The following is an 11,304-nucleotide window of genomic DNA, read 5'->3' on the forward strand; positions in this document are numbered from 1 at the left end:
TCGGTTGGCACGTACTGATTGGTCGTCGTATTCTTTTTCATGGACTCGCCCTCGCTGTCGTTGGCTTCTAATAGAATGCCACCGTGGCGCACAGACGCCTCGGCTTGGGCGAGTCCATGTAATTACAGGGGCATCGGCAGGGTTAAGCGTTTACGCGGGCCAGCGGGAACAGGCGCTTGAAGTTTTCGGTGGTCTGCTCAGCAAAGCGCTCGTAGGACTCACCGCGCAACATGGCCAGAAACTCTGCCACTTCACGCACGTATTGCGGCAGATTCGGCTTGCCCCGATGGGGGATCGGCGCCAGGTAAGGCGAATCGGTTTCGACCAGCAAGCGATCCGCTGGCACCTTGCTGGCCACATCGCGCAACGCATCGGCGTTGCGAAAGGTCACAATACCCGACAACGAGATGTAATAGCCCATGTCCAACGCCGCCTTGGCCATGTCCCAGTCTTCAGTGAAGCAGTGCAGCACACCGGCCTGGGGCAATGCCGCCTCGCGCAGCATGGCCAGGGTGTCTGCACGGGCGCCGCGGGTGTGGATCACCACCGGCTTGCCGGTCTGTTGCGCGGCTTCCAGATGGACGCGGAACGACAGCTGTTGCAGCTCGGCGGCTTCAGGTTCGTAGTGGTAGTCCAGACCGGTTTCACCAATCGCTACCACCTGCGGGTGGTTCAATTCGCTCAGCAGCCAGTCCAATGCAGGCGCCGCCCCCGGCTGCACGTCCAGCGGGTGCACGCCCACCGAGCAATCCACATCGGCATAACGCTCGGTCAGGGCTTTGACGTCTGCCGCGTTGTCGGCGCTCACGCCAATGCACAGAAAATGCCCGACGCCCCGCTGACGCGCAGCCTCAAGGGCGGCGTCGAGCGAACCGTCGTGAGCGTTCAGGTCAAGACGATCGAGGTGGCAATGGGAGTCAACCAACATACAAAAATTACCTGCTCATCAAATCAATCAAATCAGCGCTGGCCGGGCAGGCTTGCCCATTGCACCAGAAAGGCTTCCAGCAACAACACACGGTTGAGGTTGGCCTTGCCCAATACTTTTTGGCGCTGGGCAAGGATCCAGTCCTGAATAGTCAAGACTTTGTCCTGCGGGGTTTTCTGCGCCAGGTATTGCAGCACTTTGCGCATGTCTTCCAGCCCCAGGCCGGTTTCGTCCTCGGTCAACTGGTAACGTAAGATCAAGCTCGACCAATCGCAAAACCAGTCAAACAACAACAGCAAAGGAATGGCATTCCAGCCTTCAGCCAATTGGGTGGCCGAGGCTTCACGCTTAAGCAGCTTTTTGACCCCGTCCACGACCGCAGCCCGTTGCTCACGCACGCCCTGAGCCTGCAACTTGACCGCCGCCAACGGCGAGCCCGCGGCCAACGTCAACAGTTGTGCCCGCTCGTCGCTACTGCATTCAGGCAAGGCGGTTGTCAGCCACTGCTCGCTCATGGCGGCGCTGGGCAATGGGCAGGCTTGCTGTACGCAGCGGCTGCGAATGGTCGGCAACAAACGGCTCGACTGGTGGCTGACCAACAACAAAACCGTATTGCCGGACGGCTCTTCAAGGCTTTTGAGCAGCGCGTTGGCCGCATTGATGTTCATGGCCTCCACCGGCTCAACCAGCACCACCTTGCGCCCGCCCAGTTGCGCGGTTTGCACCACAAAGCTGACCAGATCACGCACTTGGTCGACCTTGATTGGCTTGTCAGCTTCTTCTGGTTCAAGGATGTAGTTGTCGGGGTGGCTGCCAGCCGCCAGCAACAAGCAGGATTTGCACTGGCCGCACGCATCAAGCCCGGCAGGCGATTGGCACAGCAGGCGCGCCATCAGGCGCTCAGCCAGCGCCCGCTTGCCGATGCCCGCTGGCCCGTGCAGCAAATACGCGTGGGCATGCTGTTCACGCCCCGCCAACTGCTGCCACAGGCTGTCCTGCCATGGATAAGCCTCAGCCACGGCACACATCCAGCAGGTGCGGCAATAAGCTATCTAGTTGCCCCTGCACATTTTCCAGTGATTGCGCGGCATCGATCAGCCGGTAGCGCTCGGGCGCGGCCTGCGCACGGGCAAGGTAGGTGCTGCGCACCGCATCAAAAAAGGTACGGCCTTCCTGTTCGAAGCGGTCCAGCCGACCACGAGCGCTGGCGCGGGCCATGCCCACCTCAATCGGCAGGTCAAAGACCAGGGTCATGTCTGGGCGCAAAGTGCCTTGAACGAAGGCTTCCAGGGTCGCAATGCGCTCCTGTGACAAACCACGGCCGCCGCCCTGATACGCGTAAGTGGCATCGGTAAAGCGATCGCACAGCACCACGGCGCCCCGCGCCAGTGCCGGGCGAATCACTTCGGCCAAATGCTGGGCACGGGCGGCAAACACCAGCAGCAGCTCAGTGTCGGCACACATGGCTTCATCGCTGGGCGCCAGCAGCAACTCGCGAATCTTTTCAGCCAGCGGCGTGCCGCCGGGCTCGCGGGTTAAAACCACGTCGATACCCGCTTCGCGCAGACGCTCCGCCAGGTATTCACGGTTGGTGCTTTTGCCCGCGCCTTCGGGGCCTTCCAGGGTAATAAACAGGCCAGTCACAGGCAGCTTTCCTTAATCAATGTCATTGCAGGCTTGACGCTGGTTGCTCAGCGGGTGCCGGTTCGACGGCAGGCGCCGGCACGGGTGCTGGGCTCGAACGGTAATCAGCACGGCGTTTGATCTGGTATTCGCGCACTGCGTTGTTGTGCGCATCCAGCGTGTCAGAAAACGTATGGCTGCCATCGCCCTTGGCCACAAAGTACAGGCTGCTGCCCGCCACCGGATGCAAGGCGGCATGAATCGCTTCGCTGCCGACCATGGCAATCGGTGTCGGCGGCATGCCGGGAATCGTGTAGGTGTTATACGGCGTCGGCTCGCGCAAATGGGCGCGGGTCAGTTTGCCGTTGTAACGCTCACCCAGGCCGTAGATCACGGTCGGGTCGGTTTGCAGCGGCATGCCGATTTTCATTCGGCGCACAAAGACCCCGGCAATTTGCCCGCGCTCTTGCGGCACACCGGTTTCTTTTTCAATCAGCGAGGCCATGATCAACGCTTTGTAAGGATCGTCATAGGGCAAGTCGGCGTCGCGTTTTTCCCACTCCTGTGCCAAGACTTTTTCGAGGCGGTCGTAGGCTTTTTCGAGCAACTGAGCGTCCGTCATGCCACGCACAAAGCGATAGGTGTCCGGGAAGAACCGGCCTTCGGGAAATTCTCCCGGATGCCCGAGCTTGGCCATGACCTCGCTGTCGCTCAGGCCGTCGAGGGTCTGCTCAATTTTTTCATGCTTGGCCAGTGCGCTGCGTACTTGGCGGAAGTTCCAGCCTTCGACCAGGGTCAGGCTGTATTGCACCACTTCGCCCCGCTGCCACAGACCAATCAGGTCTTGCGCGGTCATGCCCGGCGTCATGCGGTACTCGCCGCTGTGCAAAGGCTGGCCCGCCATATTGAAGCGCCAGTACAAACGCAGCCAGAACGCATCCTGCAGCGTTTTGTCCGCTTCAAGCCGGTTAAAGGTGCCGGTCGGGGTAGCACCCGCCGGTACGTCAAGCAGTTGCTCTTGCGTCAGGTTCAGTGGCTGTTCCAGCGCCGAGTCGAGCTTCCAGGCGCTTGCGCCCAGCAGCAAGCCCGCCAGCACCAGACCCATCTCCAGCAGCACCAAGAATTTGCGTTTCACGTATCAAACATCCAGTAAGGTGCGAGCAATGCCTTGCAGTTTACGGGTGAGCGGCCCCACCGGCCAGCTCAGGTCTGCAAACGCGCGCACAGGCCAAATGCCATACACGCTGTTGCAGAGGAAGACTTCATCGGCCTGCTGCAACTGGGCGAGGCTGATGTCAGTGATTTGGCACGGGATGGCCACTTGCTCGGCGTGCGCCAACAATGCGGCGCGCATCACCCCGGCCACACCGCAACGCTGAAGGTCGGCGGTGATCAAGCCGCCGTCGCGGACTAAAAACAGGTTGCTGAACACCCCTTCAATCACTCGCCCCGACGTATCGCGCATCAACCCCTCGGCGTAGGCCGGGTCTTGCCATTCGGAGCGCGCAATCACCTGTTCAAGACGATTGAGGTGTTTGAGCCCAGCCAACAGCGGCTGCTCAGCTAAACGGGTGGCGCAGTCAAACAGCTGAACCCCGTGTGCCCCATAGGCTTCAGGGTAGGCAGCGGCAGGGCTGGCTTGCAGAATTCGTCGAGGTTGAGCCTCGGCAGTGAAGCTGTAACCGCGCAGGCTGTCGCCGCGGGTCAGGATGAGCTTGAGGACGCCCTCGCCCATCGCTTGCGCATAGGCAAGCAATTCGCTGCGGATCAAAGTGTCATCCGCAACCATCGCCAAACGGGAACAACCGTGCGCCAGACGCTGCAAGTGCAGGTCCAGCAGCAACGGCTGGCCAGCCTTGACCGCGATGGTCTCAAACAGACCATCGCCGTAGGCCAGCCCACGGTCTTTCAGCGACGCCAGAGCACTCGCCGGCTGACCGTCGACCCAGCTTTGCATCAGTCGGCGTACCGGCGGAACACCAGCGAGCCGTTGGTGCCACCAAAACCGAAGGAGTTGGACAGCACGACGTCGATCGGCATTTCGCGCGCGGTGTGCGCGACAAAGTCCAGGTCGCAGCCTTCATCAGGCTCGTCGAGGTTGATGGTCGGCGGCGCCACCTGGCTGTTGATCGCCAGAACGCTGAAGATCGCTTCAACCGCGCCTGCTGCACCCAGCAAGTGACCGGTCATCGACTTGGTCGAGCTCACCGCCAGCTTGTAGGCGTGGTCGCCAAATACCGACTTGATGGCCGACACTTCTGCCAGGTCGCCAGCAGGCGTCGATGTGCCGTGGGCGTTGATGTACTGCACCTGGTCAACGTTCACGTTGGCATCGCGCAAGGCATTGGTGATGCAACGCGCAGCGCCCGCACCGTCAGCCGGTGGCGAGGTCATGTGGAACGCATCGCCGCTCATGCCAAAACCAATCAGTTCGGCATAGATGGTCGCGCCACGCGCCTTGGCGTGCTCCAACTCTTCGAGGACCAGCGCACCGGCACCGTCAGACAGTACAAAGCCATCACGGCCTTTGTCCCACGGACGGCTCGCCCGCGTCGGGTCGTCATTACGGGTCGACAGCGCACGGGAAGCACCAAAGCCGCCCATGCCCAGACCGCAGGCGGCCATTTCGGCACCACCGGCAATCATCACGTCAGCTTCGCCGTAGGCAATGTTGCGTGCAGCCATGCCAATGCAGTGTGTACCTGTGGTACACGCCGTCGACACAGCGTAGTTAGGTCCCTGTGTACCCAAGTGGATAGACAGAAAACCGGAAATCATATTGATGATCGAACCCGGCACAAAAAACGGAGAAATCCGTCGTGGGCCTTGATCATGCAAGGTACGGCTGGTTTCTTCGATATTGGTCAAACCGCCAATACCCGACCCCATCGCCACACCAATACGTTCGCGATTGGCATCGGTGACTTCAAGCCCGGCGTTACGCACCGCCTGAAAGCCAGCTGCCAAACCGTACTGAATAAACAGGTCAAGTTTGCGGGCCTCTTTGACGGAGAGGTAATCCTCAACGTTAAAGCCCTGTACCGAGCCGCCAAAACGGGTGGAATAGGCAGAAAGATCCGTGTGTTCGATCAGACCAATGCCACTTCGGCCTGCCAGAATGCCTTGCCAGGTGCTTGGTACATCTGCACCCAGTGGCGACAACATCCCCATACCGGTGACTACGACGCGTCTACGCGACACAGCACTCTCCTTTATTCTATTGACGACACTTTGCATCACACCTAAAGAAAAAACCGCACGCCAGAGCGGCAGTGCGGTTTTTCCATGACAGCGCGCAGCGATTACAAACTATTACGCCTGGTGGGCAGTAACGTAATCGATAGCGGCTTGTACAGTAGTGATCTTTTCAGCTTCTTCGTCAGGAATCTCAGTCTCGAATTCCTCTTCCAGAGCCATCACAAGCTCAACGGTGTCAAGGGAGTCGGCGCCCAGGTCTTCAACGAAGGAAGCAGTGTTAACCACTTCTTCTTCTTTAACGCCCAGTTGCTCGGCAACGATTTTCTTGACGCGTTCTTCGATGGTGCTCATACCTTGTTTTCACTCCTAATGGACAAATTCAGGCAGCTGGCCAGTGGGCAAGTGTATCGAAAGGCTTTTCAGTTTTTCAACTGAAAGCTTTGTACTTACCCATCATTCACCGGCTACCTATAAATAGATTGCAGCTTTATAACGGATTTTAGACAGCTCGTATGACATTTTTTTGAAGCAATCCGTCACATTTAACTCATGTACATCCCGCCGTTGACCGGAATTGTAGCTCCAGTCACGTAGGCTGCACCGTCAGAAGCCAGGAAAGCGACCACATTTGCGATCTCTTGAGCCTGGCCCAAACGGCCCAGCGGAATCTGCGTCAGCAAGGCTTCGCGCTGTGCTTCTGGCAGTTCACGGGTCATATCGGTGTCGATGAACCCTGGTGCTACCGAGTTGACAGTGATCGAGCGCGAGCCCACTTCACGTGCCAATGCACGGCTAAAACCTTCCAGGCCTGCCTTGGCGGCGGCATAGTTTACTTGGCCTGCGTTGCCCATGGCACCCACAACCGAACCAATACTGATAATTCGTCCCCAACGGGCCTTGGTCATGCCGCGCAAAACACCTTTGGACAAGCGGAACAGACTGTTCAGGTTGGTATCGACAACATCATGCCACTCGTCATCTTTCATGCGCATCATCAGGTTATCGCGGGTGATGCCAGCATTATTGACCAAAATGGCCGGCGCCCCGAATTGCTCCTGAATGCTCGCCAACACTGCAGCAACGGATTCGTCGCTGGTGACGTTGAGTTCCATGCCAGTGCCTTGAACACCGTTTTCTTTCAGGGTGGCAGCAATACGCTCAGCACCGGAAGCCGAAGTCGCAGTGCCGATGACCACAGCGCCCTGACGACCCAACTCCAACGCGATAGCCTGACCAATGCCACGGCTAGCGCCCGTTACCAGTGCAACTTTACCTTGCAAGCTCATGCAGGCTTCTCCTAATTCAGATTCAGACCAGCGCTGCACGAGCGGCAGCGAAGGCATCCGGGGTGTTCAAATTGTGCGTCGTCACGCCATCAGCGCAACGCTTGCTGATGCCCACCAGGACTTTGCCCGGTCCGCATTCAACCAAATCAACCGGGCCGTTGGCCGCCAGCGTCTGAACCGACTCGACCCAACGCACCGGCTTGTACAGCTGCTCAAGCAAATCGCGTTTGAGGGTGGCCAGATCCGGGGCGATCGCCGCGCTGACGTTTTGTACCAGCTTGATCTGCGGCGCTTGCCAGTCGATCGCCTCGATAGACTCGGCAAAACGCTCAGCGGCAGGTCGCATCAGCTCGCAGTGCGAAGGCACGCTCACCGGCAACGGCAAGGCGCGCTTGGCGCCAGCGGCTTTGCACAGCTCCATGGCACGCTCAACAGCCGCTTTGGCACCGGCGATAACCACCTGGCCCGGCGAGTTGAAATTCACCGCGCTGACCACTTCGCCCTGCGCCGCTTCAGCGCACGCATTAATAACCACAGCGTCGTCCAGCCCCAGAATCGCCGCCATGGCGCCCTGACCGGCCGGTACGGCTTCCTGCATCAGGCGACCACGGCGCTCAACCAGCTTCACGGCGTCCGCGAGGCTCAAGCAGCCCGCCGCAACCAGTGCGCTGTACTCGCCCAGGCTATGGCCTGCAACAAAGTCAGGACGCTTGCCACCTTCAGCCAGCCACAGACGCCACAAGGCGATAGAGGCGGTCAGGATTGCAGGCTGAGTAATGTCGGTTTGGTTGAGCTGTTCAGCAGGACCGTTCTGGGTCAACGCCCACAGGTCGTACCCTAGAGCGTCAGACGCTTCTTTAAATGTTTCCAGGACCAGCGGATGTGCCGCGCCCAGCTCGGCCAACATGCCGAGGGACTGCGAACCCTGCCCAGGAAAGACGAATGCGAGGGATGTAGACATGTAACAAGCCCCTAATGATCTTGTCGTCGGTGAATTGACGTCGCTCAGTGGCAGACGCAAGAAACTGACAGTTGGATGGCTGTTTCGACTGAGCGGTCACATTTAAGCACTCGCCCAACAAAACGCCTACGGTAACAACCCTTCAAGACGTCCATGCAAACGCTTTGGCAGGTCTTCATGGATTTCAATCAATGCGCGCTCTATCGCACTTTGAAAGCCCTGAGCACCTGCCGAACCGTGACTCTTGATCACAATGCCCTGCAACCCCAAAAAACTCGCCCCGTTGTGCCGGGCGGGCGCCAGATCTGCTTGCAGGCGGCGCATTAACGGCAATGCCAACGCCCCCACACAGCGACTGAACAACGTGCGCTTGAACACCGCCTCAAGCCGACTCGAAATCATCGTCGCCAGGCCTTCGCTGGATTTGAGCAGTATGTTGCCGACAAATCCATCGCACACCACCACATCCGCCTCACCGCGATACACCCCATCGCCCTCTACATAACCGATGTAGTGCAACCCCGAGGCCGCCTGCAACAAAGCCGCTGCCTCTTTGACCTGCTGATTGCCCTTGACGTCTTCAGTGCCAATATTGAGCAAGGCAACGCGGGGCCGGGCAATGCCCAACGCCTGCGCCGCCACCGAACCCATCACTGCAAACTGAAACAACTGCTCAGCCGTGCAATCGACATTGGCCCCCAAATCCAGTACCTGGCAATAACCGGTCTGAGTGGGAACTGCCGCGACCATCGCCGGGCGATCAATGCCAGGCAAGGTCTTGAGCACATGCCGGGACAACGCCATCAGCGCACCGGTATTGCCGGAACTCACACACGCCTGGACCTTGCCATCACGCAACAACTCCAGAGCCACCCGCATCGAGGAATCCGGCTTGCTGCGCAACGCGTGCGAAGGCCGCTCACTCATGGAGATCACTTCAGAGGCTGGGGTAATGGTCAGGCGCGAGCGATCCACAGCCGAATGGCTACTGATCAATTCTTCAAGCAGGGAGGGTTGACCAACGAGGGTCAGATGCAGCGAGGGCGTAGCAGACAGGCAAGCAATACAAGCCTGAACAATGCTGCGGGGACCGAAGTCCCCGCCCATTGCGTCGATCGCGATGACCTGAACGGACAAGTGATTACTCGTCAGCGCCCTTGTCGATCACTTTACGACCACGGTATACGCCTTCTGGCGATACGTGGTGACGCAGGTGAACTTCACCAGTGGTTTTTTCTACAGACAGAGTGCTAGCCGAAAGAGCATCGTGCGAACGACGCATGTCACGGGCAGAGCGGGATTTTTTGTTCTGCTGAACAGCCATAATTGATTAACTCCTAAACGTTTGGGTCACGCTTTAACTGCGCCAATACACTGAACGGGTTGGACCGCGTTACCTCGTCCTCGGCTGGTTCGGGCTCGTCGAGACCCGCCGGCTGCTGGCATTCTTCCGGATGATGAGCAGGCACGATAGGCAAGGCGAGCAGAAGCTCTTCTTCTATCAATGCATGCAGATCCAAAGGATCTTCGCCCAGTTCCAGCACGTCATAACCTTTCGGTAACGACTGGGTATTCGCACCCTCTTTCACCACGGCATAACTGCATTCGCTGTGGATCGGCAGGGTGACCAGCTCAAGACAACGCTGGCAAACCATTTTGACCTCGACATCGATGGAGCTGTGAATTACCACAGATCTTCGCTCGTCGCGCTCAAAAACAAATTTAGCCTGGACCACACCGACATCGTCGGCGAGAGGGTCGCAGAGTCTCTCCAAATCAGCCAGCAGCACTTCACCTTCAAGGGTAGTGCCGCGATCAGCTAATTTGCGCGGGTCAACGTGAGATGGAATCGGGTCATTCAACATAGGCGCAGCATTCTAGGGACGAGCCCCTCACGTGTCAAAGGAAATTGTGCCTGTGCGACAACCGATACTCTCGTTAGAATTCTTGGCCGCCTACAGGAGTCGCGCATGTTACCTCTATTACTCGCTTCAAGCTCGGTTTATCGTCGCGATTTACTGTCGCGCCTGCGCCTGCCCTTCACCTGCAGCTCACCCGACATCGACGAGAGCCATCGCCCCGGTGAGTCAGCCCTGGAGCTGGTCCAGCGCCTGTCCCTGGAAAAGGCCCAGGCCCTTGCCGCCAGCCATCCGGCACACCTGATTATCGGCTCCGATCAAGTAGCGGTACTCAATGGCCAGATCATCGGCAAACCCCACACCTTCGACAAGGCCCGCCAGCAATTGCTGAATGCCAGCGGCGCCAGCGTGAGCTTTCTGACCGGCCTGACCCTGCTCAACAGCCAGACCGGGCATTACCAGACCGACTGCGTACCGTTTACCGTGCACATGCGCCACCTGAACACCGAACAGATAGAACGCTACCTGCACGCCGAGGCACCCTACGACTGCGCTGGCAGCTTTAAAGCAGAAGGCCTGGGCGTGAGCCTGTTCCAGCGCACCGAAGGCGATGACGCCACCAGCTTGGTCGGCCTGCCATTGATACGCCTGGTCGACATGCTGCTGGCGCAAGGCGTTGCCATACCTTGATCAACTGAAACTGTAGGAGGTGCCGCCCCGTCTTCGACGCCGCGCTGTCGCGCAGCAAACAGGCCGCCGAGTATCTTCAGCATCCCCCAATCGGTTCCCTCTCCTTCGGGAGAGGGCTAGGGTGAGGGGGCTCTTGACTTGAGTACATATCCGTTGCTGCGGCAACGGCCACTTAGGGTTCCGGCCTTACGCCGCGTCACTTTGCAAAAGCGGCAAAGTAACCAAAACGCTTTTGCCCCTACCCCTCGGTGCCTCGCTTTGGCTCGGCATGCCCTCACCACAGGCCTTGCTCCGTAGGCCCGCCGCGATCGGCCAGCGTGGTTTAATGGGGCCTTTTAGATCAAGATCAAAAGCAAGATCTAGATCAAAAGATCGCGAGCAAGCTCGCTCCTACAAACCCTTTAAAATCAATCACTTATTTTATGTTTGATAAGAGCGGCCGCCCCGTCTTCGACGCCGCGCTGTCGCGCAGCAAACAGGCCACCGAATATCTTCAGCATCCCCCAATCGGTTCCCTCTCCTTCGGGAGAGGGCTAGGGTGAGGGGTGCTCTTAGATAAAGATCAAAAGATCGCGAGACAAGCTCGCTCCTACCGACTGGTTTTCAGCCATAAAAAAACCGGCCATTCAGGCTAATGCCAGTCAGTTAAGACTGACGCATTGACCTTTAGCCCACAGGCCGCAAAATCCGATGCTTGGAAACGAGCATCGGATTTTTTATGCGCCTATCAAAAGCCCTGTCCCTCACCCATGAAATGGC

At 58.5% G+C, this 11,304-nt stretch carries 13 protein-coding genes; 1 reads left to right on the plus strand and 12 read right to left on the minus strand.

Features of this window, described 5'->3' with window-relative positions; all coding sequences use genetic code 11:
* Positions 1-142: 142 nt before the first annotated feature.
* The 12 genes from TU84_RS25020 to TU84_RS25075 all read right to left on the minus strand — a co-directional run bounded on the left by TU84_RS25020 (position 143) and on the right by TU84_RS25075 (position 9,861).
* Entirely contained in the window at positions 143-928 is a 786-nt protein-coding gene (locus tag TU84_RS25020; RefSeq protein ID WP_048373973.1) for a TatD family hydrolase, read from the minus strand.
* Positions 929-960: 32 nt separating this feature from the next.
* Entirely contained in the window at positions 961-1,947 is a 987-nt protein-coding gene (locus TU84_RS25025) for a DNA polymerase III subunit delta' (RefSeq protein ID WP_048373974.1), read from the minus strand.
* Positions 1,940-2,572 (minus strand): dTMP kinase, encoded by a 633-nt coding sequence (gene tmk, locus TU84_RS25030; protein ID WP_048373977.1) that lies wholly within the window; start codon positions 2,570-2,572, stop codon positions 1,940-1,942. The genes TU84_RS25025 and tmk overlap by 8 nt, the downstream gene beginning before the upstream one ends.
* Positions 2,573-2,594: 22 nt before the next feature.
* Positions 2,595-3,686, minus strand: a complete 1,092-nt coding sequence (mltG, locus tag TU84_RS25035; protein WP_048373979.1) for an endolytic transglycosylase MltG — start codon at positions 3,684-3,686, stop codon at positions 2,595-2,597.
* A 3-nt stretch (positions 3,687-3,689) separates the two neighbouring features.
* Complete coding sequence (gene pabC, locus TU84_RS25040; protein ID WP_048373981.1) at positions 3,690-4,508, minus strand: aminodeoxychorismate lyase; 819 nt, start codon at positions 4,506-4,508, stop codon at positions 3,690-3,692.
* On the minus strand, positions 4,508-5,752 hold the full coding sequence (fabF, locus tag TU84_RS25045) for a beta-ketoacyl-ACP synthase II (protein WP_048373983.1): 1,245 nt from the start codon (positions 5,750-5,752) through the stop codon (positions 4,508-4,510). Before fabF ends, pabC begins: the two co-directional genes overlap by 1 nt.
* A 111-nt stretch (positions 5,753-5,863) precedes the next feature.
* Positions 5,864-6,100: an acyl carrier protein gene (acpP, locus tag TU84_RS25050; RefSeq protein WP_007987170.1), complete on the minus strand. Its 237-nt coding sequence runs from the start codon at positions 6,098-6,100 to the stop codon at positions 5,864-5,866.
* 191 nt (positions 6,101-6,291) lie between these two features.
* Positions 6,292-7,035, minus strand: a complete 744-nt coding sequence (gene fabG, locus TU84_RS25055) for a 3-oxoacyl-ACP reductase FabG (protein ID WP_048373985.1) — start codon at positions 7,033-7,035, stop codon at positions 6,292-6,294.
* A gap of 22 nt (positions 7,036-7,057) precedes the next feature.
* Positions 7,058-7,996: an ACP S-malonyltransferase gene (gene fabD, locus TU84_RS25060; RefSeq protein WP_082148820.1), complete on the minus strand. Its 939-nt coding sequence runs from the start codon at positions 7,994-7,996 to the stop codon at positions 7,058-7,060.
* A 126-nt stretch (positions 7,997-8,122) separates the two neighbouring features.
* Complete coding sequence (plsX, locus tag TU84_RS25065; protein ID WP_048373988.1) at positions 8,123-9,133, minus strand: phosphate acyltransferase PlsX; 1,011 nt, start codon at positions 9,131-9,133, stop codon at positions 8,123-8,125.
* 4 nt (positions 9,134-9,137) lie between these two features.
* Positions 9,138-9,320 carry a 50S ribosomal protein L32 gene (gene rpmF, locus TU84_RS25070; protein WP_008375086.1) on the minus strand — a complete coding sequence of 61 codons (183 nt, stop codon included), beginning with the start codon at positions 9,318-9,320 and terminating at the stop codon, positions 9,138-9,140.
* 13 nt (positions 9,321-9,333) lie between these two features.
* The gene (locus tag TU84_RS25075; RefSeq protein WP_048373990.1) at positions 9,334-9,861 is read right to left on the minus strand and encodes a YceD family protein; all 528 of its coding nucleotides are present in this window, start codon (positions 9,859-9,861) and stop codon (positions 9,334-9,336) included.
* A gap of 105 nt (positions 9,862-9,966) precedes the next feature.
* Between TU84_RS25075 and TU84_RS25080 the strand changes: the two genes are divergently transcribed.
* A complete protein-coding gene (locus TU84_RS25080; protein ID WP_048373991.1) occupies positions 9,967-10,545 on the plus strand; it encodes a Maf family protein in 579 nt (192 codons plus the stop codon).
* The last annotated feature ends 759 nt before the right edge of the window (positions 10,546-11,304 follow it).

The sequence above is a fragment of the Pseudomonas helleri genome (genome assembly GCF_001043025.1).
GTDB lineage: Bacteria > Pseudomonadota > Gammaproteobacteria > Pseudomonadales > Pseudomonadaceae > Aquipseudomonas > Aquipseudomonas helleri.

What these genes read in the sequence shown, in the direction of transcription:
- TU84_RS25020 (WP_048373973.1), bottom strand. Translation starts at nt 928, where the DNA reads ATGTTGGTTGACTCCCATTGCCACCTCGATCGTCTTGACCTGAACGCT.
- pabC (WP_048373981.1), bottom strand. Translation starts at nt 4,508, where the DNA reads ATGCAAAGCTGGGTCGACGGTCAGCCGGCGAGTGCTCTGGCGTCGCTG.
- acpP (WP_007987170.1), bottom strand. Translation starts at nt 6,100, where the DNA reads ATGAGCACCATCGAAGAACGCGTCAAGAAAATCGTTGCCGAGCAACTG.
- fabG (WP_048373985.1), bottom strand. Translation starts at nt 7,035, where the DNA reads ATGAGCTTGCAAGGTAAAGTTGCACTGGTAACGGGCGCTAGCCGTGGC.
- fabD (WP_082148820.1), bottom strand. Translation starts at nt 7,996, where the DNA reads ATGTCTACATCCCTCGCATTCGTCTTTCCTGGGCAGGGTTCGCAGTCC.
- rpmF (WP_008375086.1), bottom strand. Translation starts at nt 9,320, where the DNA reads ATGGCTGTTCAGCAGAACAAAAAATCCCGCTCTGCCCGTGACATGCGT.
- TU84_RS25075 (WP_048373990.1), bottom strand. Translation starts at nt 9,861, where the DNA reads ATGTTGAATGACCCGATTCCATCTCACGTTGACCCGCGCAAATTAGCT.
- TU84_RS25080 (WP_048373991.1), top strand. Translation starts at nt 9,967, where the DNA reads ATGTTACCTCTATTACTCGCTTCAAGCTCGGTTTATCGTCGCGATTTA.